At 43.7% G+C, this 25,717-nt stretch carries 23 protein-coding genes; 20 read left to right on the top strand and 3 right to left on the bottom strand.

Annotated elements, in window-relative coordinates; translation table 11 throughout:
* The first annotated feature begins 65 nt into the window (after positions 1-65).
* The 6 genes from PGU50_RS17060 (at position 66) to PGU50_RS17035 (ending at position 5,429) form a co-directional block, all read left to right on the top strand.
* Positions 66-584: a hypothetical protein gene (locus tag PGU50_RS17060; RefSeq protein WP_117559382.1), complete on the top strand. Its 519-nt coding sequence runs from the start codon at positions 66-68 to the stop codon at positions 582-584.
* Between the two features lie 13 nt (positions 585-597).
* Positions 598-1,158: a tRNA (mnm(5)s(2)U34)-methyltransferase gene (locus PGU50_RS17055; RefSeq protein ID WP_270247550.1), complete on the top strand. Its 561-nt coding sequence runs from the start codon at positions 598-600 to the stop codon at positions 1,156-1,158.
* A 439-nt stretch (positions 1,159-1,597) separates the two neighbouring features.
* Positions 1,598-2,536 (top strand): DUF2156 domain-containing protein, encoded by a 939-nt coding sequence (locus tag PGU50_RS17050; protein ID WP_270203982.1) that lies wholly within the window; start codon positions 1,598-1,600, stop codon positions 2,534-2,536.
* Complete coding sequence (locus tag PGU50_RS17045) at positions 2,526-3,719, top strand: pyridoxal phosphate-dependent aminotransferase (RefSeq protein ID WP_008369542.1); 1,194 nt, start codon at positions 2,526-2,528, stop codon at positions 3,717-3,719. The genes PGU50_RS17050 and PGU50_RS17045 overlap by 11 nt, the downstream gene beginning before the upstream one ends.
* Before the next feature lie 40 nt (positions 3,720-3,759).
* Entirely contained in the window at positions 3,760-4,818 is a 1,059-nt protein-coding gene (gene hisC / locus PGU50_RS17040) for a histidinol-phosphate transaminase (protein ID WP_270247549.1), read from the top strand.
* A 101-nt stretch (positions 4,819-4,919) separates the two neighbouring features.
* Complete coding sequence (locus PGU50_RS17035; RefSeq protein ID WP_022220948.1) at positions 4,920-5,429, top strand: COG2426 family protein; 510 nt, start codon at positions 4,920-4,922, stop codon at positions 5,427-5,429.
* Between the two features lie 303 nt (positions 5,430-5,732).
* Here the strand turns inward: PGU50_RS17035 and PGU50_RS17030 are convergent, their stop codons facing one another.
* From PGU50_RS17030 to PGU50_RS17020, 3 genes are all read right to left on the bottom strand, one after another.
* Positions 5,733-6,332: a TIGR04100 family radical SAM protein gene (locus PGU50_RS17030; RefSeq protein WP_055261159.1), complete on the bottom strand. Its 600-nt coding sequence runs from the start codon at positions 6,330-6,332 to the stop codon at positions 5,733-5,735.
* Between the two features lie 77 nt (positions 6,333-6,409).
* A complete protein-coding gene (locus PGU50_RS17025; RefSeq protein WP_117824769.1) occupies positions 6,410-6,973 on the bottom strand; it encodes a TIGR04002 family protein in 564 nt (187 codons plus the stop codon).
* A 38-nt stretch (positions 6,974-7,011) separates the two neighbouring features.
* Complete coding sequence (locus PGU50_RS17020; RefSeq protein WP_270247547.1) at positions 7,012-7,866, bottom strand: pyridoxamine kinase; 855 nt, start codon at positions 7,864-7,866, stop codon at positions 7,012-7,014.
* A 122-nt stretch (positions 7,867-7,988) separates the two neighbouring features.
* Between PGU50_RS17020 and pdxR the strand changes: the two genes are divergently transcribed.
* The 14 genes from pdxR to PGU50_RS16950 all read left to right on the top strand — a co-directional run.
* Positions 7,989-9,311 (top strand): MocR-like pyridoxine biosynthesis transcription factor PdxR, encoded by a 1,323-nt coding sequence (pdxR, locus tag PGU50_RS17015; RefSeq protein WP_117559368.1) that lies wholly within the window; start codon positions 7,989-7,991, stop codon positions 9,309-9,311.
* Positions 9,312-10,148 (top strand): AraC family transcriptional regulator, encoded by an 837-nt coding sequence (locus tag PGU50_RS17010; protein ID WP_270247546.1) that lies wholly within the window; start codon positions 9,312-9,314, stop codon positions 10,146-10,148.
* Positions 10,135-10,464 carry a substrate-binding domain-containing protein gene (locus PGU50_RS17005; RefSeq protein WP_270247544.1) on the top strand — a complete coding sequence of 110 codons (330 nt, stop codon included), beginning with the start codon at positions 10,135-10,137 and terminating at the stop codon, positions 10,462-10,464. The genes PGU50_RS17010 and PGU50_RS17005 overlap by 14 nt, the downstream gene beginning before the upstream one ends.
* 133 nt (positions 10,465-10,597) lie before the next feature.
* A complete protein-coding gene (locus tag PGU50_RS17000) occupies positions 10,598-11,218 on the top strand; it encodes a DUF4867 family protein (protein WP_173826505.1) in 621 nt (206 codons plus the stop codon).
* A gap of 34 nt (positions 11,219-11,252) precedes the next feature.
* A complete protein-coding gene (locus tag PGU50_RS16995) occupies positions 11,253-12,737 on the top strand; it encodes an L-fucose/L-arabinose isomerase family protein (RefSeq protein WP_270247542.1) in 1,485 nt (494 codons plus the stop codon).
* Positions 12,738-13,069: 332 nt separating this feature from the next.
* Positions 13,070-14,539 (top strand): xylulokinase, encoded by a 1,470-nt coding sequence (gene xylB, locus PGU50_RS16990; protein WP_022220940.1) that lies wholly within the window; start codon positions 13,070-13,072, stop codon positions 14,537-14,539.
* A 125-nt stretch (positions 14,540-14,664) separates the two neighbouring features.
* On the top strand, positions 14,665-15,132 hold the full coding sequence (locus PGU50_RS16985; RefSeq protein WP_117559359.1) for a hypothetical protein: 468 nt from the start codon (positions 14,665-14,667) through the stop codon (positions 15,130-15,132).
* A gap of 74 nt (positions 15,133-15,206) precedes the next feature.
* Complete coding sequence (ispG, locus tag PGU50_RS16980) at positions 15,207-16,262, top strand: flavodoxin-dependent (E)-4-hydroxy-3-methylbut-2-enyl-diphosphate synthase (protein WP_008369525.1); 1,056 nt, start codon at positions 15,207-15,209, stop codon at positions 16,260-16,262.
* Positions 16,263-16,265: 3 nt separating this feature from the next.
* Complete coding sequence (locus PGU50_RS16975; RefSeq protein WP_270247540.1) at positions 16,266-20,873, top strand: PolC-type DNA polymerase III; 4,608 nt, start codon at positions 16,266-16,268, stop codon at positions 20,871-20,873.
* A gap of 435 nt (positions 20,874-21,308) precedes the next feature.
* Positions 21,309-22,058, top strand: a complete 750-nt coding sequence (locus PGU50_RS16970; protein ID WP_117559353.1) for a DeoR/GlpR family DNA-binding transcription regulator — start codon at positions 21,309-21,311, stop codon at positions 22,056-22,058.
* On the top strand, positions 22,058-22,978 hold the full coding sequence (gene pfkB, locus PGU50_RS16965; protein WP_195250254.1) for a 1-phosphofructokinase: 921 nt from the start codon (positions 22,058-22,060) through the stop codon (positions 22,976-22,978). Before PGU50_RS16970 ends, pfkB begins: the two co-directional genes overlap by 1 nt.
* A gap of 23 nt (positions 22,979-23,001) precedes the next feature.
* On the top strand, positions 23,002-24,936 hold the full coding sequence (locus tag PGU50_RS16960; RefSeq protein ID WP_195250253.1) for a PTS fructose transporter subunit IIABC: 1,935 nt from the start codon (positions 23,002-23,004) through the stop codon (positions 24,934-24,936).
* 49 nt (positions 24,937-24,985) lie between these two features.
* Complete coding sequence (locus PGU50_RS16955) at positions 24,986-25,249, top strand: HPr family phosphocarrier protein (RefSeq protein WP_055262380.1); 264 nt, start codon at positions 24,986-24,988, stop codon at positions 25,247-25,249.
* A gap of 4 nt (positions 25,250-25,253) precedes the next feature.
* On the top strand, positions 25,254-25,717 hold a 464-nt coding region (locus tag PGU50_RS16950), incomplete at its 3' end, for a phosphoenolpyruvate-utilizing N-terminal domain-containing protein (RefSeq protein WP_330672596.1).

Below are 25,717 nucleotides of genomic sequence, written 5' to 3'. Positions count from 1 at the left end.
GTTGAAGTAGGAATGAAACATAGAAGTTTGTAACTTTTTATAAGTTTTCAGTAACGGTACAAAAGATGGGACATATTGTACAGCGTCTGGTCCGGAATGCCATCATGCAGGCAGTGAACCAGGCAATCCAGAAGAAGACACAGCAGGAAGCTGCAAAGCTTGGAAACGAATGGAAGGGAAGTTTTCACTGTCTGGTATCCGGGTATTACAGCGGGATGACCGTCAAATATCTGATGCTTCCATTTGCAATCTTCTGTATTCTGTGTGCGGCAGGAAGTGGAATTGCCGGAGGGCTGACCTACAGTATCTGGTTTATCGTGATCGCAGTGGTGTGCCTGGTTACGCGCAGTTATGGAATGAAAAAGATGCGTGTCATCATTTACTGGGACAATGGCATGGCGTTTTATGACAAGAATGGCAATGAACTCGTACAGCTGCCACGGACAGCCATCGATCAGATGACAGTGAAAAATAGTAAGATCACCATCCCATGGGAAGGGAAAGAGTATAAGATCATCAGAAACCCGTTGGATAACGAAAAAGAAGTACGGGAAATGCTCGATTTCTATGGAAAAGACAGATAAGGAGTGATAGAAAATGAATTTTCAGATCACAGAATATTGTCATCACATTTTAGAAGAATACATAGAAGAAGGAGATATCTGCATTGATGCCACCGCCGGAAACGGCGGTGACACCGAGTTCCTGTGCAAAAAAGTCGGAGAGACCGGAAATGTCTATGCTTTTGATGTGCAAGAGATGGCGATTTCTCACACTAGAGAACGCCTCGAAAGAGCGAACCTGTCGACAAGAGCCAAGCTGATCCACGATGGTCACGAGAAAATGCAGATCTATGTAAAAGAAGAAGTCAAAGCCATCACCTTCAACTTCGGCTACCTCCCCGGCAGTGACCACAAAATCGCAACCCATCCATCAACAAGCCTCGCCGCCATCGAGTCAGCCCTTAACCTGCTCAAAAAAGGTGGCATCATAAACCTCTGCATCTACAGCGGCGGCGACACCGGCTACGAAGAAAAAGAAGCCATTTTGAATTATGTCAAAGAATTAGACTCCAAAAAATGGCTCGTAATCGTAAACGCTTACTACAACCGCAAAAACGATCCCCCACTCCCAGTATTCATCTATAGACTGAAATAGTTTTTATTTCAGAAAACAGTAGTGGATCAACTGAATCAACAAAGCCGTTTTGCGCTTTTTATGTCTGTCGAAGAAAATCATACCGGAACAAATAAAGCCGTTTTTGCGGTTACCTGTTTGGCAAAAAACTTCGTACTGAGGCAACAGTCACAACCAGTAAAGTAGATCTGCCAAGACTGCAAAATAGAACGTTCCAATTTCATTCGAGGCAATGAAGATAAGACTCAAAAATTGTGGAAGCCATTGCTGACACAGTTTTCGCTCTCAGAGGCTTATCGGAATGGTTTGCCGAGTGGAATTGGAACGTTCTATTTTGCAGTCTTGGCCCATTAACTTTACAAGTAACACGAAAAAATACAAGAAAACCGCAAAAATCCACTCAAAATGTGGTATACTAACAGACAGTACCGCAAGAAAGCGGAATATGGAAGGATTTTTTATGGCAGAAGCAAAATTTAAAAGACCAGAACTGACAGACCAGGATCTCATCGATTCCTATTTCAAAAAGTACCCAAGCAGAAGCTGCGACCGTACTTTTGCAAATGTATATCTGTGGGCAAGGTTTTACGAAGTAGAATTTGCACAATATAACGATGTTCTCCTGTTCCGGGACAATAGTGCAGGATATGGCTATGCATTTCCGGCAGGTGAAGATGAGGACGTAAAAGCCGCCATCGAAGATATTCTGGAATGGGAGAAAGAAAAAGGCGTTCCATTCTGTCTGTATGGGGTGACAAAAGAGAATTTCGCCAAGCTTGAAACATGGTTCCCGGGTAAATTCGACATCACCTATCACAGAGATGAGGCGGATTATGTCTATGAAAGTGAGAAACTTGCAACACTTTCCGGTAAAAAGCTGCACGGCAAGCGGAATCACGTCAATAAATTTAAAGCACTTCACGGAGATAACTGGAGTTACGAAACGATTACAGAGGATAATCTGGAAGAGTGTTTTCAGATGGCACTGAAATGGCGGAATCTGAATGGCTGTGAAGATGATGAAGAGAAGAATTCCGAGATGTGTGTAACACTCAATTCACTGCGTCTTTACAAAGAACTGAACCTGATCGGAGGTCTGCTCAGAGTTGGTGATGAGATTGTTGCATTTACGATTGGAGAAGCGGTAAATGACGATACCTTTGTGGTTCATATCGAAAAAGCTTATGCGGATATTGAAGGTGCATATACCATGATCAACCAGCAGTTCGTAGAGCATGAAATTGCCGGAAAATACAAATATACCAACCGGGAAGATGATGTTGGAGAAGAAGGATTAAGAAAGGCCAAGCTTTCCTACAAACCGGTATTTATGGTAGAAAAAGGTGTTGTGACATTAAAAGAAGACAGCGAAAAGGAGTGTGCAAAAGATGATATCTAAGAAGATGGAAAATATGGTGGCAAACAGCTCGGCGATTCGCGCCATGTTTGAAGAGGGAAATCGTCTTGCAAAAATTTACGGACCGGAAAATGTATTTGATTTCAGTCTCGGTAATCCAAATGTACCGGCACCGAAAGCCGTAAAGCAGGCGATTCTTGATATTTTGGATGAAGAAGATGAACTGGTGCTTCATGGATATACTAACAGCAATGCGGGATATGAAGATGTTCGCCAGGCTGTAGCTGAATCTCTGAATGAGCGTTTTGGTACTGCATTTGCAGCAAAAAATATTACGATGACAGTTGGCGCAGCAGGCGGACTGAATGTTATTTTAAAAGCACTGTTAAATCCGGGAGATGAAGTGATCACATTTGCACCGTACTTTGGAGAGTACAGAAGTTATGTCAATAATTTTGACGGTGTTCTGGTTGAAATCTCACCGAATACCGTAGATTTTCAGCCAAAGCTGGATGAATTTGAGGCAAAGATCACACCGAAGACAAAAGCAGTGATCGTTAATACACCGAATAATCCGACCGGTGTTGTCTATTCCGAAGAGACGATCAGGAAGATGGCAGAGATCATGGAGAAGAAGCAGAACGAATACGGAACAGAGATTTATCTTATCTCTGATGAGCCATACCGTGAACTTGCTTATGATGGTGTGGATGTACCGTATCTGACCAGGTATTATGCCAATACGATCGTAGGATATTCTTATAGTAAATCTCTTTCCCTGCCGGGAGAGCGAATCGGATATCTGGTGATTCCGGATGATGTAAAAGATTCAGAGACACTCATTGCAGCAGCAAATGTTGCAAACCGTATTCTTGGATTTGTCAATGCGCCAACCCTGCAGCAGAAGGTAGTTGCAAGATGTCTGCATGAGAAAACCGATATTTCATACTATAACAGAAACAGGGAGACTCTTTACCAGGGACTCATAGAATGTGGATTTGAATGTGTCAAACCGCAGGGTGCATTTTACCTGTTCATGAAGACTCCGATCAAGGATGAAAAGACATTTTGCCAGGAAGCAAAAAAATATAATCTGCTTCTAGTACCGGGAAGTTCTTTTGGATGTGCAGGATATGTCAGAATTGCATATTGTGTAGCTTATGAGACAATCGTAAATGCACTGCCGAAATTCAAAGAGCTTGCAAAAGAATATCAGCTAGGATAAGACAAAAGCAAAAGATGTGACAGAAAGGTGAGAAAGCAAGATGAGAGAATTTGAGAAAAATATCCGAAGAGTAGAACCTTATGTTCCGGGTGAACAGCCACAGAAAAAAGTGATCAAACTGAATACCAATGAGAATCCGTACCCACCTGCACCGGGAGTTCTTGCGGCAATGAAAAAGCTGGAGGGTCATGTGGACAGTTTAAGGCTGTATCCGGATCCGACATCTGATACACTGGTCAGTGCACTGGCGGACTTTTATCATGTTGGAAAAGATCAGGTTTTTGTGGGAGTGGGATCTGACGATGTTCTCTCTATGTGTTTCCTTACCTTCTTTAACTCGGAAAAACCGGTTTTCTTTCCGGATATTACATATTCCTTCTACAAAGTATGGGCGGATCTTTACCGGATTCCATACGAATGCAAGAAGGTAGATGAAAACTTCCATATCATAAAAGAAGATTATTATCCGGAAAATGGTGGTGTGATTTTCCCGAATCCAAATGCACCGACATCCATCTATGAAGATCTGGAATTTGTGGAAGATATCATCAGACACAACCAGGATGTTATTGTGATTGTGGATGAGGCATATATTGATTTCGCAGGAGAGTCAGCACTTTCGCTTCTGGACAAATATGACAACCTGATCATTACGCAGACATTTTCAAAGGCAAGATCGATGGCTGGAATGCGTATTGGATATGCAATCGCAAGTCCGCTCCTGATCAAGTATTTAAACGATGCAAAATATTCGTTCAATTCTTATACTATGAACAAAACTTCTTTGGTATACGGAGCAGAAGCGGTAAAAGATAAAGAATATTTTGCTAAGACAACACGTAAAATTGTGGAGACAAGAGACTGGGCAGAAGAAGAATTCAAAAAGCTCGGCTTTGTATTCCCAAAACCAAGCGCAAACTTCATCTTTGTATCACATCCGGAATACGATGCAAAAGAACTCTTTGAAGCAATGAAAGCAAAAGGAATCTATGTGCGTTTCTGGGGAAGCGAGCGGATTGAGCAATATCTGCGTGTGACGATTGGTACGAGAGAAGAGATGGAAGCACTCTTTGCCTTCCTCCGTGAATATATGATGTAAGTGTTAAAAACATAAATTGCGTTTGTGCTTACACAAATAAGCAATTTATGCGTATTGACACGTCGAACACCGATTTAATAAGTAAAAAATAGGAGATTTGTATGACTGAAACTTTAGTACAGTGGTTTGTAACTCATCTGGGTGGCAAGGCTGCCAAAGAACTGATTATCTTTATTATTTCAATGATTCCGATTCTGGAGCTCAGGGGAGGAATCCTTGCGGCAGGTCCGGCGTTTTTAAATATTCCGACCTGGCGTGCAATCCCGATCTGTCTGGTCGGGAACCTGATCCCAATTCCGTTTATCCTGCTTCTGATCCGTCCGATTTTTGCATGGCTGCGCAAGACGCGCCTTTTCCGTCCGCTTGTAGAAAAGCTGGAGAAAAAAGCGATGAGCAAAAGTGATCGGATCAGCAGATATGAATTCTGGGGGCTGGTACTCTTCGTAGGAATCCCGCTTCCGGGAACCGGAGCCTGGACCGGAGCTCTTGTCGCATCCCTCCTTGGCATCGACTGGAAAAAAGCTTTCGGAGCAATCGTAGTCGGCGTATGCATGGCATCGGTGATCATGTATATCCTGTCTTACGTTGTGATCGGAGGGATTTTTGGATAAAAAGTGAAAGCTTTCTCTTTGAGAGAACACAGAATGGCTGTATACGAAAGTATATGGTCATTTTTGTTTGGCGAATGATAGAGGTTGAGTGAGCACCAGCCACAAAAGGAATCGTTCGGATTCAAGTTGCGCTAACCATTCCGATGAGCCTCTTAGGACGGGAAGCATGTTCAGCAAAGGCTTCCATGCTTCCTGAGTCTCATCTCCATAGCGCAAAATAGAATCCGAACGATTCCTTCTGCCAGCACAGCGCAAAGTATGGCAGCCGTCCTTTTGTTAATTATAGTAGAAAAGAGAATGAACTTACGAATAAATTCGAACTTTCAACGGAATCCCCATCTCGTCTGCGAGTTTCTGGGACGCATCGATTTCTTCCTGTGAAATGATGCTTACCACACTGAACTGCACAGATGAGAACAGTTTCTTCGCTTTCTCGGCAAATGCAAGCATATCTGGGAACGCATTTTCAAAACAAGGCTGTGTAACTTCCTGGTAACGCTCTGCAGTTGGCGCATTCAGGCTGATCGATACGGCATCGATATATTTTGCCATTTCTTCTGCGATCGGCTTTTTATTGAAGAGTTCGCCAAGTCCGTTGGTATTGACGCGAAGGAGAACTTCCGAATGTTTTTCTTTCATGTATTTTGCAGCAGCAATCAGATTATCGTAGGCACAGGTCGGTTCCCCGTAGCCGCAGAAGACGGCTTCCGGATAATTTGTAAAATCAAAAGCATCAATAGCTGCCTTGATCTCTTCGAAAGAAGGATTGTGGTCGTGCCAAAGTTCTGTTGCCTCTCCGATGGCTTCATGCTCGTTACGGATGCAGAAAATACATTTGCAAGTGCAGCGGTTGGTGATGTTAAAATATGCATTGTTTTTAAATGTGTAAATAATATCTGACATTATAATAAAATCTCCTCTTTGAAAGTCAGGCGGATATTCAAGAACCACCTGTCATTTGTGTATAATTAAATATTTGGCTAAATTCCAAATTTGTTTTTCATTGTACTCTTGAAACCGGCTTTGTCAAGAGTGGAACCAAGAATGATAAAGATCACAGCACTTCCGCCTGACTGGGCAAGGGTTCCTACAATCGAAGGAATCAGTGCACCCCAGGTTCCGAACAGGATTACATCTGTGATATAATATCCAATAAAGGAAATTACAGCGGCAACAACAACGCCGACACAGTTGTGTACATTCACGATCTTGTCCTTTTTACATGTGATCGGAAGGGAGATCAGCATCTTGATGATGAAGGTTGCAGGTGCATATACCGGAGCAGTCAGGATATCTGCCATGGCACCGCCGATTGCACCAGCAAACATGGCATATGGTGTTGGGAGAAATGCAGCGGCAAGATAGATCAGAGAATCTCCGATGTGTATATATCCGCCATTTACACCAAATGGAATATGGAAAATATAAGCAGTTGTCACACAGATCAGTGCTGCAAAAAGAGCTGTTGAAGTCAGTCTGGAGACTTTCTGATGAGAAAGTGCATTTGCAGATGGTTCTGGATTGTTAATGGTTGTAGATGACATGATAGTTACCTCCCTGGGTTTTATTTATTTTGTAAATGTCAGTCAAGCAGCATAGAAAGATGGGATTCAAAATTGATTCCATCATTGCGCGGAATCTGGTCGGCAACGGTGTCAATCAGAGATCTTTCGATAAACCGGCATGCTTTTTCCACGCCTGCAGCTGCACTTTTTCCCTGTACCATCGAGGCACATACGACAGCGGAGAGCAGGTCACCGGTGCCAGAATAGCTTCCTCCGTGAATTCCAGAGGAAATGACGCTTATCTGGTCGTTCTCGAGAACCAGATTGTAATATTTTACGGTATCATCAGAAGGAGCCTGATAAAGAATACCGGTGACGATGATCGTCTGGATCTGCGTTTCTTTTAACGGAGCGGCAATCTGGGCAATCCGGTCCAGATAATCCGGTTTGTCCTTGTACTTGGTAAGTCCTGCAAAATCAGAGTGTGTTAAAAGACACAGCTCGGTAAGATTTGGCGTGATCACATCGGCATGGGATACAAGCTTCTGCATCTGCTGTTGGAGTCTGGGAGTGAAAATGTCATATTTGACACCGGAATCTCCCATGACCGGATCGACAAAGAGCAGAGTGGAAGGGGTTCTGAACTTCTCACAGAAATTCAGGATTTTTTCCGCCTGATCTGCGCTGCCGAGATATCCGGTACTGATCGCATCCAGGGTAAGACCACGTTTTTGCCATTCTTCTGTGTAATGATCGATCTTGTCGGTAAAGTCCGTACAGTAATAGCTGTCGTAGCCGGTCTGATTGGTTAAAACTGCCGTTGGCAGAGGACAGGCCTGCACACCCATGACGGAAAGAACCGGGATCGCAGCTGTCAGAGAGCATTTACCAAGACCGGACAGATCATTGATAACAGCGACTCGTTTTATCATTGAAGTATCCTTTCCGAAATACAAAGTGAAAAATTCTTGCATTTCTTATGTGTTTTATATAGAATAAAATAAAAGTGTCATTTGTAAAATATACAAAAAGAAATATTTTTTAGAGGTCAGTTATGAGAGTGGAATTACAGAATGAGGAACACTGCCGGTATCTGAGAGTGTATCATTATTACAGAAATCTGATTCTATCCGGGCAGATGAAGTCAGAGACAAAACTTCCATCGATCCGTAAAGGTGCAAGCGAGCTGCAGATGAGCCGGACGACGATGGAGAATGCGTATATGCTTCTGGCAGCAGAAGGTTATATTGTGTCCAGACCGCAGAGTGGATATTATGTGACGGATATTGCCGAGAAGCAGGAAGAGGGCAGAAAGATTGCAAGCCGGCATGTAAGGAAGCAGGAGAATCCGGTTGTCTATGATTTTGCAACATCAAATGTAGATAAAGAGAGTTTCCGGTTTGAATTATGGCGGAGATATATGAAGAGCGCAATGCGTCAGGATGAGAGACTGCTTTCTTATGGAGAACCGCAGGGGGAACAGGAATTCAGGGAAGTACTGTCTGAATATATTCAGAAGACCAGAAGTGTGATCTGCAGCCCGGATCAGATCGTGATCGGTGCTGGTATACAGAGTCTTCTGCATATTCTGTGCCCACTGAATCATAAAAAGAGAACCGTATTTTTCAGGGACAGTGAGTTTGTACAGGGAATGACGGTTTTTGAAGATCATAACTACCGGATTGCAGGAAGTGCGGAAGAAGAGATTGGAATGTATTACGTGTCACCATCACAGATGACAAGATTTGGTGGGGTGATGCCGATCCAGGAAAGACTGGAACTGGTCGGACGCGCCGAGAAAGAGCATTTTCTGATCATTGAAGATGACTATAACAGTGAGTTCAAATATTTTCAGAAACCGGTTCCGTCCCTGCAGGGACTTTCGGGAGGAAGAAATGTCATTTATCTGGGAACATTTTCCAAAATGCTGCTTCCGTCTATCAGGATCAGTTATATGATACTGCCGCCGGAACTGATGGAAACTTACGAAAAAAGAAAAAATAATTACAATCAGACTGCATCCAAGGCCGAGCAGATCGCACTGACACAGTTTATCCGTGACGGACATCTGGCGAGTCAGGTCCGTAAATCCAGGAAGATCCATCTGGCAAAGGCGGAAAAGCTTGCGGACAGTGCAAAAAAGATTTTAGGAAAAGATGTGGATGTACAGGTTGGTGCTGCAGGATTTATGGTACAGTTGACCTTTGCGGAGGACTGCGCTACAGAAAAGATTGCAGAAAAAGCAAAAAAGAAAGGAATGACATTTCTTGAAGTGGAGAAGAACAGGATGTTACTCACCTGTGCAGGTGTTTCTGCTGAAAAGTATGAGGATGCTATGAAACTGCTCAGAGAATGTACAGAGAAGAGGATGAATTAGATGGAATTTTCACATGAACTGGTTCTGCCGAATGAAGATCTGCCATTCCGGATGTTTTTATTTGAAGGAAAAGACGGAAATTATGTCAGGGAAAAGCACTGGCACCGGTCGATCGAGATGTTTATTGTACTGGAAGGAAAGCTGGATTTTTATATCAATGAAGAAGATATCCATTTAGATGAAAAATCATTTGTGATTGTGAATTCTAATGAGCTGCATTCGATTTCGGCACCGTTTCCGAATAAGACAATCGTACTGCAGATGCCACTTCAGACATTTGAACGGTATTATACGGATGAGCAGTTTATCTGTTTTACCCACAGCGAACGCGTACAGGATGAACAACTGGTTGAACTGGTTGAAAAGATGTATGTGACGTATCAGAAGAAGAAAACAGGGTATGAATTAAAGGTACAGAGTTATTTTTATATGCTGGTCTATCTGATGGTGACAAAATACAGGAAGGTTGATGTCAGTGCGGAGATCGTGCGGGATCACAAGAACAGGAACCGACTTTCTACGATCACGAATTATATCAAGGATAATTATCAGAAAGATCTCTCGCTGGAAGGGCTGGCACAGGTTTTCGGGTATTCGCCGACCTATCTGTCACGGATGTTTCGCAAATATGCAGAAATCAACTATAAAGAATATATTCAGGGAATCCGTCTGGAATATGCCTACCGAGAACTGATAAGCAGTGATACGATGGTTGAGGAAATTGCAGAACATAGTGGATTTGCGGACGGAAGAGCATTTGCCAAAGCATTCCGGAAAAAATATGGAGTAAGACCAAGTGATTTCCGTAAAATGAGAAAGGAAGATGAAAAGTTATAAAGAAAACTGGAAGAAGATATACCAGGGAGCCAAAGATGCCGGGAAAGGAGACCGGATCCTGATCGAGAATTTTGGTGAGACACTGTCGGGTGAATATTCGACAGAAGAATTGATGGAAATGGCAATTGCGGCCAGGGTAGATGGGATTATTGTACAGGTGAGCGATGAAGAAGAGGTTTCCGCACAGATTGACAAGGCAGAAGAACAGAATATTCCGGTGATCACGATCCGCAGTGATGCGCCGGTCAGTAAAAGGGTATCAAGTGTACTTTATCGCTTATGCAAACATGGGACTTCTTGCAGCCGTTATCTTTGATGTAGAATCTAAGAAACGTGCTAAATAATAAAAAATAGCATAAGGACAAGAAAGTGCAGTTAACAGGCTAAGTTTTCGGTAGCGGATACCGACTTAGCCTGTTAGAATATAAGACAGAAAGAAGGTAGAAGAAATGAAAATCAAAAAAGTAACAGATCCAGAATTCAGCAGATACGGACGTGTGATCGATGGGTATGATTTTTCAAAGCTGATCAAGGCAATGGAACACACCCCTCTTCCGGAGGATGTCATCTACGAACCATCTATTGAAGAACTGGAAGCAACGAATGTTGCAATCGATCTGAAGATGAGAGTTTACGGAGAACTTCCGATCCAGATCGGATACTGCAACGGACATAACAGCAAACTGAACGCACTGGAATATCACAGAAGTTCAGAAGTAAATGTCGCAGTGACAGATATCATTCTGCTTCTGGGGGCAGAGCAGGATATCGAACCGGATTTTACATATGACACATCAAAAGTAGAAGCATTCCTTGTCCCGGCAGGAATTGGAATCGAAGTGTACGGAACAACCCTTCACTATGCACCTTGCGGAGTAGATGGAAATGGATTTAAGGCAGTAGTAGTTCTTCCAAAGGGAACCAATACAGATCTGATGACCTGCCATACCAAATCATTTGATGACAAGCTTCTTACCGCAAAGAACAAATGGCTGATCGCACATGAAGAAGCAGGAATCGAAGGCGCTGTGTGCGGACTTAAAGGTGAGAATATCGACATCGCAAAATAGAACAGACAGATTCATATTTTAGGAGGAAAAAACAATGAATAACATGCCAGAACTGAAAATCGGAGTTGTTGCAGTAAGCCGTGACTGCTTCCCGGAAAGCCTTTCTGTATCAAGAAGAGAAGCACTTATGAAAGCTTACAAAGAAAAATACGGAGAAGAACATATTTACGAATGTCCGATCTGTATCGTAGAAAGTGAGATCCATATGGTACAGGCTCTGGAAGATATCAAGAAAGCCGGATGTAATGCACTGGTTGTATATCTTGGAAACTTCGGACCGGAAATCTCAGAGACTCTGCTTGCAAAACACTTTGATGGACCAAAGATGTTCGTTGCAGCAGCAGAAGAAAGCGGCAACAACCTGATCCAGGGACGTGGAGATGCATATTGCGGTATGTTAAATGCAAGCTACAACTTAAAGCTTCGTAATATTAAAGCATATATTCCGGAATATCCGGTTGGAACAGCAGAAGAATGCGCAGATATGATCCATGAATTTGAACCGATCGCAAGAGCAGTCATCGGACTTAACGATTTGAAGATTATCAGCTTTGGACCAAGACCGCTGAATTTCCTTGCATGTAATGCACCGATCAAACAACTTTACAATATCGGCGTAGAGATTGAAGAAAACTCAGAACTTGACCTGTTTGAAGCATTTAACAAACATGCCGGAGATGAAAGAATTCCGGCAATTGTAAAAGAGATGGAAGAAGAACTTGGAGCCGGTAACAAGAAACCGGAAATCCTTTCAAAACTTGCTCAGTATGAACTGACACTTAAAGACTGGGTAGAAGAACACAGAGGATACCGCAAATATGTTGCAATCGCCGGAAAATGCTGGCCTGCATTCCAGACACAGTTCGGATTTGTACCATGCTATGTCAACAGCCGTCTGACAGCACAGGGAATTCCGGTATCTTGCGAAGTAGATATCTATGGAGCACTCAGCGAATTCATCGGAACAGTTGTAAGTGAAGACACTGTAACACTCCTTGATATTAACAACTCTGTACCGGCCGACCTTTATGAAGAAGACATTAAGGGCAAATTCGATTACACACTGAAAGATACATTCATGGGATTCCACTGTGGAAATACTGCATCATCCAAACTTTCATTCTGCGAGATGAAATACCAGATGATCATGGCAAGATCTCTTCCGATCGAAGTAACACAGGGAACACTTGAAGGAGATATCAAACCTGGAGATATCACATTCTTCCGTCTGCAGAGCACATCAGACAATGTACTGAGAGCTTACATTGCACACGGTGAAGTCCTTCCGGTAGCAACACGTTCCTTCGGATCAATCGGAATCTTCGCAATTCCGGAAATGGGCAGATTCTATCGTCATGTACTGATCGAAAAGAACTTCCCGCATCACGGAGCCGTAGCATTCGGACATTACGGAAAAGCACTTTACGAAGTATTCAAATACATCGGAGTACCGGTAGACGAAATCGGCTACAACCAGCCAAAAGGTGTACGTTACCCAACAGAAAATCCTTGGGGCTAATTAAAACTATACACAATCATATAAGGGGCGGCTGAATGAACCCGCCCCTTTATAGTACAAAGAAACACGAATTAAAAACAGGATTTATGTTTCAAGCAGGCGGTTCAATGTCTTGAGGACCAGATTATAGAAAATAAATATGGCAGATTCCATTTGAGGCAATGAAGATGAGACTCAGAAATTGTGGAAGCTGTTGCTGACACAATTTCCGCCCTAAGAGGCTCATCGGAATGCTTTGCCGATTGGAAGATGCAATATTTATTTTCTATAATCTGGTCACAATCCCTCGAATCCGTCAGGTTGATATAAAAACCCTAACAAGGAGGTACATCATGCTCTATATAGGCGTAGACCTTGGAACATCCGCAGTAAAACTTCTGTTAATGGATGAAAAAGGCGACATCAAAAAAATTGTTTCAAAAGAATACCCATTATACTTCCCACATCCGGGCTGGTCAGAACAGCATCCGGAAGACTGGTTTACCCAGTCCGTAGAAGGCATCAAAGAACTGACTTCTGAGTGTGATAAGAGCCAGGTTGCAGGAATCAGCTTTGGTGGACAGATGCACGGACTGGTCATTCTGGATAAAGACGACCAGGTCATCCGCCCGGCAATTCTCTGGAACGATGGACGTACCACAGAAGAGACGGATTATCTGAATAACGAGATCGGAAAAGAAACACTTTCTAAATACACAGCAAACATTGCATTTACTGGATTTACCGCACCAAAGATCCTGTGGGTAAAGAAAAATGAGCCAGAGAATTTTGCAAAGATCACAAAGATCATGCTTCCAAAAGATTATCTGGCATATTGCCTGTCAGGAAGCTTCTGCTCTGATTATTCGGATGCATCCGGCATGCTTCTGATGGATGTAGAACACAAATGCTGGTCCAAAGAAATGATGGATATCTGCGGCGTAACAGAAGAACAGCTTCCGAAGCTTTATGAAAGCTACGAAGTTGTGGGAAGTCTGAAGCCGGAAGTAGCAGCAGAACTCGGACTTTCTGAAAATGTAAAAATTATTGCAGGAGCAGGCGATAATGCAGCTGCAGCTGTCGGAACAGGAACAGTTGGTGACGGAAGATGTAACATTTCCCTTGGAACATCCGGAACCATCTTTATTTCCAGTGCAAACTTCGGCGTAGATAAGAACAATGCTCTGCATTCTTTTGCACATGCAGACGGTCATTATCATCTGATGGGATGCATGTTAAGTGCTGCATCCTGCAATAAATGGTGGGCAGAAGAGATTCTTCACACGGATGATTTTGCAGCAGAGCAGAAAGATATTACAAAGCTAGGTGAGAACCATGTGTTCTATCTTCCATATCTGATGGGAGAGCGTTCACCGCACAATGATCCATATGCAAGAGCTACCTTTACCGGTATGACGATGGATACCACAAGAGCAGATATGATGCAGGCAGTACTGGAAGGAGTTGTATTTGCACTCCGTGATTCCCTTGAAGTTGCAAAAAGCCTTGGAATCAAGATTGAACGTACCAAGATCTGCGGTGGTGGAGCAAAGAGTCCTCTTTGGAGAAAGATGATCGCCAATATCATGAACCTGAAAGTGGATATCATCGAGAGCGAAGAAGGACCGGCACTTGGAGGTGCAATCCTTGCAGCAGTCGGATGCGGCGAATACGAAAGCGTAGAAGCAGCAGCTGACAAGCTGGTTAAGATTGTAGATACCGTAGAACCGGAAGCAGAACTGGTTGAAAAATACGAAAAGAGATACCAGGAGTTCCGTCAGATCTACCCGGCACTCAAACCGGTATTTCCGCATATTCAGTAATTGAATATAAGATTTTTATGGCGTCAGTCACATTGAATCTTCTTCTTTGCAGTCCCCGTTGACAGTGAAAGTTAAAACCCGTATAATAAATTATAAGATTGACATGATGTGGAGGGCTTAATTCTATGATTATTGCAAAGAATGATGAAGATAAAAGAAGCCGTGTGTGGAACTATGTGACAGGAATTACGACCGTTCTGATCATTATCGTGGCTGGATATTTCATTTACCAGGGATTTTTCGGAAATCCGCTGGAAGGAAAGTGGAAGCATGATGAGAGTGATATGATACTGGAAGTAGATGACCATAATGAAGCAGAGCTTGACTGGAAGAAGCTGATCGATGGTAAGGATGTGGATGTGGAACTTGGATATACACTGGATATCAAGGCAAAGCAGATTACATTTACTGTAAAGCAGGAAGAGCTGGATGAGACAGCGAAAGAACTTGGTGATAATGTAACTGCATCGGAAGTAGAGCAGGCGATCAATTCTGTACTCACTACATTCAATTACAGTGTGGACGGAACCGAGCTTACACTTACCGAGTGGGATTATGGGGACCAGATGATTTTTGAAAAAGCAGACAAATAAAGAGAACCCTCTCTCTGTGGGCACGAAAGTCCGCAGGCAGAGGGTTTTGTGTGAGAACAGGAGGTTAAAAGCAGATGACAAGGAAGGAGACAAAAGTAATAAATATCGGAGGAAGAAAGATCGGTGGAGGCAATCCGGTAGCGATCCAGTCCATGACAAATACAAAGACAGAGGACGTGGAATCTACAGTTGCACAGATTCTTGCTCTGGAAAAGGCAGGATGCGAGATTATCCGCTGTGCAGTTCCGAATATGGAAGCAGCACAGGCTTTACAAGAGATTAAGAAACAGATTCATATTCCACTGGTTGCAGATATACATTTTGATTATCGTCTTGCGATTGCTGCAATTGAAAACGGTGCAGATAAAATCCGTATCAATCCGGGGAATATCGGAAGTGAGGACAGAGTCCGTGCGGTTGTGGAGAAAGCAAAAGAATACGAGATTCCGATCCGTGTCGGGGTGAACAGTGGTTCGCTGGAGAAGAACCTTCTGGAAAAATATGGTGGCGTGACTGCAGAGGGAATCGTGGAAAGTGCACTTGACAAGGTACACATGATTGAGAACATGGGCTATGACAATCTGGTGGTCAGTATTAAGTCTTCAGATGTCATGATGTGTGTAAAAGCGCATGAGCTGATCGCAAAGAAATGCCCGTATCCGTTGCATGTGGGAATCACCGAGTCCGGGACGCTGCTTTCAGGCAATATTAAATCTTCAGTAGGACTTGGAATCATCCTTTATCAGGGAATCGGAGATACGATTCGTGTATCGCTGACAGGGGATCCATTAGAAGAGATCAAGAGTGCAAAACTGATCCTGAAAGCACTGGGACTTAGAAAAGGAGGAATTGAAGTTGTATCCTGCCCGACCTGTGGACGTACCAAGATTGATCTGATCGGACTTGCCAATAAAGTAGAGACGATGGTTGCTGAATATCCACTTGATATCAAGGTTGCAGTGATGGGATGCGTGGTAAATGGTCCTGGAGAAGCAAGAGAGGCAGATCTCGGAATCGCAGGAGGAATCGGTGAAGGACTTCTGATCAAGAAGGGAGAGATCATCCGTAAGGTAAAAGAGGATGAACTTTTAGATGCACTTCGTAATGAACTGGAACATTGGGGCGAATAGAAGATGACAAAGCTATTTTTTGATGTGTTTCCAACATTGAATATCGATAACGACAGCCATATGCTGTTTGAAAAGGTGGAGGTGACGAAAATCACCTCCACTTCAGCCAGAAATCATATCAAGGTTTATATTTACAGTACCCATCTGATCCCGAAGAAAACGGTATGTTATGTGGAGAACCAGATTGAGGAACAGCTGTTTTCGCAGGGAAATATTCCGGTGACGATCATCGAGGAATACCGGCTTTCCGAGCAGTATACGCCGGAGAACCTGATGCATGCCTACAAGGAGAGTATTCTTTTTGAGCTGGAGCAGAAAAGTGTGCTGGAGAAAAATATGTTCCAGAAGGCAAAGTGCCGTTTCGAAGGGGAGCGTACTATGTGTCTGACTATGGCGGACACGATTGTTGCAGAGGGAAAGAACAGCGAGATCACCAGCTATCTGAAGGATGTCTTTGAGAACCGTTTCCACGTGCCGGTGGATGTAGAAATTGATTATGAAGAAGTAGGAGAGAGCAAATACAAGAAATTCAATGAAATGCAGCTTCAGCAGGAAGTAGATGCGATCAGGGAAAGGAATCAGAAGCTGCAGGCACAGCATGCCACGGAAGAGGCGGCAAAAGCAAAAGAAACGGAAGGCGTATCAAAGAAGAAAGCGGAAAAAGCAGAAGATGCCGCTAAAGAAGCAGATGCATCAAGTACGCAGAATAAACAGGAACAGAAGAAACCGGAGACTCCGAAAAAGCAGGAATTTGCAGGAAAGTCCAGTGGGTTCAAAAGTGGCAAGGGAAGCTTTGTGCGTCGGGATTATCCGCTCAAGCGCTCCGATGACCCGAACGTAATCTATGGACGGGACTTTGACGACATGCCGATCGAGCTGAAGACAGTTACCGGAGAGATGGGTGAGATTACTTTCCGGGGACAGGTGATCAGCTTTGATACCCGTGAGATCCGGAACGAAAAGACAATCGTCATGTTTGCCGTGACCGACTTTACCGACACGATCATGGTCAAGATGTTTACCCGCAATGACCAGCTCCCGGATCTGCTTGCGGAGATTAAAAAAGGTGTATTTCTGAAAATCAAAGGAGTTACGACGATTGATAAATTTGATGGAGAGCTGACCATTGGTTCTGTAACCGGAATCCGCAAAACTTCGGATTTCCGTGTAACAAGAAAAGACAAGTATCCGGAAAAACGCGTGGAGCTTCACTGCCATACCAAGATGAGCGATATGGATGGTGTTTCCGAGGCAAAAGATCTGGTAAAGCGAGCACATGACTGGGGGCACCCGGCGATTGCGATCACCGATCATGGTGTGGTGCAGGGGTTTACCGATGCCAATCATGTGATCGAGGATCTGGATAAAGATGATCCATTTAAAGTTATTTATGGAGTGGAAGGATATCTGGTAGATGATCTGACTAAGATCGCAGAGAATGAAAAGGGACAGGATCTGGAAGGCACTTACGTGGTATTCGATATCGAGACAACCGGTTTTTCCGCTGTGACTGACCGGATCATCGAGATTGGCGCGGTAAAAGTGGAAGACGGGAAGATCACAGATAAGTTCAGTACCTTTGTCAATCCGAAACGTCCGATCCCGTTCCGTATCACGGAACTTACCGGCATCACCGATGAGATGGTCATCGATTCGCCGGATATTGAGACGATCTTGCCGCAGTTTATAGAATTTATTGGCGATGCGGTTCTGGTGGCGCATAATGCTTCTTTTGATGTGGGATTTATCGAGCAGAACTGCAAAAGGCAGAAGATTGAGGCTGATTTTACTTATGTAGATACCGTTGCACTTGCCCGTGTCCTTCTTCCGGCACTGAACCGTTTCAAGCTGGATACCGTTGCAAAAGCTTTAAATATTTCCCTGGAGAATCATCACCGCGCAGTTGATGATGCAGGTTGCACGGCAGAAATCTTTGTGAAATTTGTGCAGATGCTCAAAGAACGGGAACTGACAACGCTTGCAAAAGTTAATGAATTTGGGGATCTGAACCCGGATTCTATTAAAAAGCTTCCGACTTATCATGTCATTATTCTTGCAAGAAATGACATTGGTCGTGTGAATTTGTATCAGCTTGTTTCAGCATCCCATCTGGTTTACTATAACCGCAGACCCCGTATCCCGAAAAGTGTGTTAAATGAGCACCGGGAAGGTCTGATCGTGGGAAGTGCCTGCGAAGCCGGAGAGCTTTACCGTGCACTTCTGGATGGAAAGCCGGATGAGACGATCGCGAAGATCGTGGATTTTTATGACTATCTGGAAATCCAGCCGCTTGGAAACAATGCATTTATGGTAGAGAGTGACAAAGTAACTTCGGTCAATTCTATGGAAGATATCATGGATCTGAACCGGAAGATCGTGCATCTTGGGGAGCAGTTCCACAAACCGGTCGTGGGAACCTGTGACGTACATTTCATGGATCCGGAAGATGAGGTATACCGCCGGATCATCATGGCAGGAAAAGGATTTGGAGATGCCGATAAGCAGGCACCACTATACCTTCGTACAACGGAGGAAATGCTGGATGAATTTGCCTACCTTGGTTCGGAAAAAGCGTATGAAGTTGTGATCAGGAACACCAATTTGATCGCGGATATGATCGAGAAGATTTCTCCGGTCCGCCCGGATAAGTGTCCTCCGGTTATTGAAAATTCCGACCAGATGCTGCGAGATATCTGTTATAATAAAGCCCATTCTATGTACGGGGATCCCCTTCCGGAGATCGTACATGAACGACTGGAAAGAGAACTGAATTCCATCATTTCCAATGGATTTGCGGTTATGTATATCATTGCGCAGAAGCTGGTATGGAAATCCAACGAGGATGGTTACCTGGTAGGATCCCGTGGTTCGGTAGGATCTTCATTCGTTGCAACTATGGCAGGAATTACGGAGGTCAATCCTCTGGTTCCACATTACTATTGTAGCAATTGTCACTATAGTGATTTTGATTCGGAAGAAGTGAAAAAATATGTGGGTGGCTGTGGACACGATATGCCGGATAAGAACTGTCCGGTCTGTGGACAGAAGCTGGTCAAAGACGGATTTGACATTCCATTTGAGACTTTCCTTGGATTCAAGGGAAACAAAGAGCCGGATATCGACCTGAACTTCTCCGGAGATTACCAGAGTAAAGCGCATAAGTATACGGAGGTTATTTTCGGAAAAGGTCAGACCTTCCGTGCCGGAACCATTGCCGCACTTGCAGAAAAGACGGCTTATGGATATGTGAAGAATTATTATGAGGAGCGTGGTGACCGTAAGCGAAACTGCGAGATCGATCGTATCGTAGCTGGCTGTACCGGAATCCGCCGAAGTACCGGACAGCATCCGGGGGGAATCGTAGTTCTTCCACATGGAGAGGACATTAACTCTTTCACTCCAATCCAGCATCCGGCAAATGATATGACGACCGATATTATCACCACTCATTTTGATTATCATTCCATCGACCACAACCTTTTGAAACTGGATATTCTCGGACACGATGATCCGACCATGATCAAAACGCTGGAAGAGCTGATCAATTCCGATGCGATGGACAATAAATACGATGGAGTGAATAATGTATTTAAAGCGACTGATATTCCATTGGATGATCCAGGTGTAATGGGACTTTTTGCAGGAACAGAGGTGCTTGGTATCACACCGGAGGACATTGACGGATGTCCGCTTGGTTGTCTGGGAGTCCCGGAGTTTGGTACAGATTTTGTTATCCAGATGGTAATTGATACCAAGCCAAAGACGCTTTCGGACCTGATCCGTATTTCAGGTCTGTCTCATGGAACAGATGTGTGGCTGAACAATGCACAGACCCTGATTGAAGAAGGAAAGGCAACCATTTCCACGGCAATCTGTACCCGTGATGATATCATGACTTATCTGATCAACAAAGGTGTTGAAAGTGAAGAATCCTTCACAATCATGGAACGTGTGCGTAAAGGAACCGTCGCAAAAGGAAAATGTAAAGAGTGGTCACAGTTTAAAAAAGATATGCTGGAGCATGACGTGCCGGAATGGTATATCTGGTCCTGTGAGCGGATCAAATACATGTTCCCGAAAGCCCATGCTGCAGCTTATGTCATGATGGCATACCGGATTGCCTACTGCAAGATCAATTATCCGCTTGCCTATTATGCGGCATACTTCGGAATCCGTGCATCTGCATTCTCTTACGAACTGATGGGACAGGGAAAAGAAAAACTTCTCTACCATATGAAAGAATATAAAAGAAAAGCAGAACTCAATCAGCTCAGTAAAAAAGATCAGGATACCTTAAAAGATATGAAAAATGTACTGGAAATGTATGCCAGAGGATTTGATTTTTTACCGATCGATATCTACAAATCCAAAGCATCCAAGTTCCAGATCGTCGGCGACAAGCTCCTTCCACCGTTCAACACCATTGACGGCATGGGCGATAAAGCCGCCGAGGCTATGGAAATTGCCGCTAAAGACGGACCATACCTCTCTAAAGACGATTTCCGTCAGAGAACAAAAGTCAGCAAGACATTGGTTGACTTGATGGCAGATATGGGTTTGCTGGGCGACCTTCCGGAGACCAATCAGTTATCCCTGTTTGATTTTGCCTAAATAAAAAGTCAAAGTACTTAAAGATAAGTTATCATTCGATATAACTTAAAAAAGTGCTTTGGCTTTTTTGCATATAAGAGAAAAGTATAAATTTGCATTTGGTTAGGTTAAACAAAGCCTTTTACTGCATTTTGCCAGTAACGTAGAAGCAGAGTTCCGTTCCGACTATATCTATTTCCAATTCCGTTGAGTGCAATGGAGATGAAACACAAGTCGGAACTCTGGCACCACCGATTCCACACCCATAAAAATGCACAAAATCATCCCTATTTTTTTGGTAGTTATTTATGGCTGAAAATGATTGACTTTGACTGAAAAAGGCGATATATTAAACCTAAAGATGAATGAAAAAGAAAATAAATGATTGAAAATGACTGAAATATAAAATACAATTGAATAAATCAGTCATAACCAGTCGAAATGGAGGTGAAATAAGTGCTTGCAGAAGAAAGATTCAGTGAAATTCTGAAATTAGTGAATGAATACAAGACAATCACTGTTCAGGAACTGACCGAGCTTCTGGATATGTCAGAGTCAACGATACGAAGAGATCTGACAACACTTCATAAAAAAGGAAAGCTGATCAAGGTACATGGTGGTGCAACCGCAGTCAATATGGCGCAGTACACCAGAGACGAATCTGTTGCAGTCAGACAGGATCTGAACATTGATGAAAAGGTGCAGATCGGAAAGTATGCATCATCTCTGATTGAAAAAGATGATTTCGTCTATATCGATGCCGGAACGACCACGGATTTCCTGATTGATTTCCTGACAGAGCAGGACGCTGTGTATGTGACAAACGGAATCATGCATGCGAAGAAGCTTACACAGAAAGGCTGTATAGTTTATCTGATCGGTGGGGAATTAAAAGAAGCAACGCTGGCACTGGTCGGAGAGGAAGCAATGAAAACCCTGGGAAGATACCATTTCACAAAAGGATTCTTCGGAACCAATGGGATTCATATAGAGAGTGGATGCACCACACCAGATATCCGGGAGGCTGCGATCAAAGAGATGGCGATCTTAAGAAGCGCAAAGGCTTACATCCTTGCAGATTCAACCAAATTTGGTCAGGTAGCACCGGTAACATTTTCAGAACTGGATGCAGTGGACATCATTACAACAAAGCTTAAGGATGCTACATTTAACAAATATAAAAATATTGTGGAGGTTGCAAAATAATGATTTACACAGTGACATTTAACCCGTCTTTGGACTATGTGGTACAGGTAGATCAGCTGATCCCGGGAGAGATCAACCGGACAACAAGCGAACATATCTATCCGGGAGGAAAAGGAAACAACGTATCTGTGATCCTTTCCAATCTGGGACTTAAGAGCAAAGCGCTTGGATTCAAGGCAGGATTTACCGGAGATGTACTGGAAAAGATGCTGGAAGAGTTCGGATGTGAGACAGATTTTATCCCGTTAAAAGAAGGTAATAGCCGAATCAATGTAAAGATCAATGCAGGAACTGAGACTGAGATCAACGGACAGGGACCGGTTATCACAGAAGAAGCAATCCAGGCATTATATGAAAAGCTGGATAAACTGGAAGAAGGCGATGTACTGATCCTTGCAGGAAGTATTCCGAATACTCTGCCGGAAGATATTTATGAGAGAATCTTGGAGAGACTTTCCGGAAAAGAAATCCGTTTTGTAGTGGATGCAACCAAGGATCTTCTTTTAAAAGTTATGAAATATCATCCGTTCCTGATCAAACCGAACAACCATGAGTTAGGTGAGATGTTTAACGTAGAACTGAAGAGAAAAGAAGACATCATCATTTATGCGAAGAAGTTACAGGCACTTGGAGCACAGCATGTACTGGTATCCATGGCAGGTGACGGAGCGATCCTTGTGACAAAGGATGGAAAAGTCTATGAGACCATGCCTCCGAAAGGAAAGGTTGTCAATTCTGTTGGCGCAGGTGATTCTATGGTGGCAGGATTTATTACCGGATATCTGAATACAAAAGACATGGAAAAAGCATTCCGCCTGGGTGTGGCGGCAGGAAGCGCTTCAGCATTCTGTTCGTGGCTCGCTACAAGAGATGAGATTGTTGCACTTCTTGGAGAACCGGCAGAAGTGTACCATATATAAAATCAAATGGGAGGAATGACAAGATGAAGATTACAGATTTACTCAAAAAGCAAAGTATTTGCCTCGATGGCAAGGCAGACTCCAAAGAGCAGGTCATCCGTGAAATGGTCGATCTGATGGCAGAAGGCGGGAACATCAATGACATTGACACCTATCGTGAAACTGTCTTCAAACGAGAAGAAGAAGGAACTACAGGAATTGGTGAAGGCATTGCAATCCCGCATGGCAAAACTGAAGCGGTAAGCGCACCGGGACTTGCAGCCATGGTACTTCCGGAGGGTGTAGATTACGATTCTCTGGACGGAGAACCGGCATACCTTATTTTCCTGATCGCAGCACCGAATACAGAGGACAATGTACATCTGGAAGTACTCAGTCGTCTGTCCATGCTTCTGATGGATGAGGATTTCAGAAACAAGCTGCTTCATGCAAAGGATGTTGATGAATTTCTTGCTTATGTTGATGCAGCCGAGAAAGAAAAATTCCCGGAAGAAGCAGAAGAAAAAGCAGAAGCTCCGGCGGATGCATCTACAAAACCGTATCAGATCCTCGCAGTTACCGCATGCCCGACCGGTATCGCCCATACTTACATGGCGGCGGAAGGTCTGGAAAAGAAAGCGAAAGAAATGGGAGTTACCATCAAGGTAGAAACAAACGGATCTGGTGGTGCCAAGAACGTACTGACACCGGAAGAAATCGCTGCCTGTGACTGTATCATCATTGCAGCCGACAAGGATGTCGCAATGGCAAGATTTGACGGCAAGCCGCTGATCAGTACAAAGGTATCTGACGGAATCAACAAAGCACAGGAGCTGATCGAACGTGCCTTGAGTGGAAATGCTCCAGTTTATCACAGCAAGGGTGGAGCAACAGAAGAGGGTGGTGCGTCATCTGACGGAGATACCATCGGACGCAAGATTTATAAGAGCCTGATGAATGGAGTATCCCATATGCTTCCGTTCGTAATCGGCGGTGGAATCCTGATCGCACTTTCTTTTCTGGTTGACGGTGCAAATGCAGGTACAGCAGCATTTGGTAGTGGAACTCCACTTGCAAAATTCTTCAACACCGTTGGAAATACAGCGTTTGGGATGATGTTCCCGATCCTTGCCGGTTATATTGCAATGGCAATTGGTGACAGACCGGCATTGATGCCTGGTATTGTAGGCGGACTTCTTGCAAAAGCCGGAACTTCTGTATTCCTTGCAGAAGACGCATGGATTTCATCCGGATTCTTCGGTGCACTGATCGCCGGATTTGCAGCAGGATACCTGATGATCGGATTGAAGAAATTGTTTGACAAGCTTCCGAAAACTCTGGAAGGGACAAAACCGGTTCTTCTGTATCCATTCTTTGGGATTCTGATCATGGCAGCATTTATGATCTTTATCGTAAACCCACCGGTTGGAGCATTTAACACCTGGCTGAATAATGTCCTTTCCGGAATGGGAGAATCCAGCAAGATGCTTCTGGGAGCGGTTCTTGCAGGTATGATGTCCATTGATTTTGGCGGACCGTTCAACAAAGCGGCATATGTATTTGGAACGGCATCCATCGCAAGTGGACAGTTTGATATTATGGCATCTGTTATGATCGGAGGTATGGTTCCACCGATCGCAATCGCACTTGCCACCACATTTTTTAAAAACCGTTTCACAAAGAGTGAACAGCAGACAAGTATCACAAACTACATCATGGGACTTTCTTTTATCACAGAAGGAGCCATTCCATTTGCAGCATCTGATCCGCTTCGAATCATTCCGCCATGTATAGTTGGTTCTGCAATAGCAGGCGCATTATCCATGATGTTTGGATGCGGATCAAGAGCTCCGCATGGAGGAATTTTTGTCATCGGAATTATTGACAATCCATTGATGTTTTTGATAGCATTGGTTGTAGGAGCTGTCGTAGCAATGGCGGGAATTGTATTACTCAAAAAGCCATTGAAAGCAGAGTAGTAACTTATTAATTTTCTAAATATTTTTTAAAGAACAGGAGTGTTGAATCATGAAAGAATTTAAGTATGTAGTAACAGATGCACAGGGAATCCACGCAAGACCGGCAGGAATTCTGGTAAAAGCAATTGCGAAAAAAACTTCAGATATTAAGATCAAAAAAGCAGGAGATACACGTGAAGTCAATGCAAAGAGCATTATGGCAGTTATGAGTCTTGGCGTAAAAAAGGGAAATGAGGTTATCATCACAGCTGAAGGCGAAGACGAAGAAGAAGCAATCGCCGAAATCCAGAAAGTATTAGAGGAGAATCTGTAGGATTATGATTACACTAAGTGGTAAAAGTGTTTTTGGTGGCGTAGCCATCGGGAAGATTGCTTTCTATAAAAGACAGGAAAAGCAGGTAAGACGGTATCATGTAGAGGATACCGAAGCAGAGGCGGCACGTTTTGAGGATGCCCAGGAGACTGCGATCGCACAGCTCGGTGAGTTGTATGACAAGGCAATGGAAGATGTAGGAGAAGCCAATGCGGCAATTTTTGAAGTACATCAGATGATGCTGATGGATCTGGATTATGTGGATTCGATTAAGAATATTATTACCACCCAGGAAGTCAACGCAGAGTATGCTGTTGCGACGACAGGAGATAACTTCTCCCAGATGTTTGCATCTATGGATGATGCTTACATGCAGGGACGTGCGGCCGATGTAAAAGATGTATCGGACCGACTTCTCGGTATCCTTTCGGATGCCGGGGAAAGCGGTGTTGTGGCAGACGAACCGGT

This window comes from Coprococcus sp. AM11-30B (assembly GCF_027674365.1).
Classification (GTDB): domain Bacteria; phylum Bacillota; class Clostridia; order Lachnospirales; family Lachnospiraceae; genus Allocoprococcus; species Allocoprococcus comes.
Note: the sequence above shows the minus strand (reverse complement) of the source record. Positions and strands in the feature narration are given on the sequence as shown.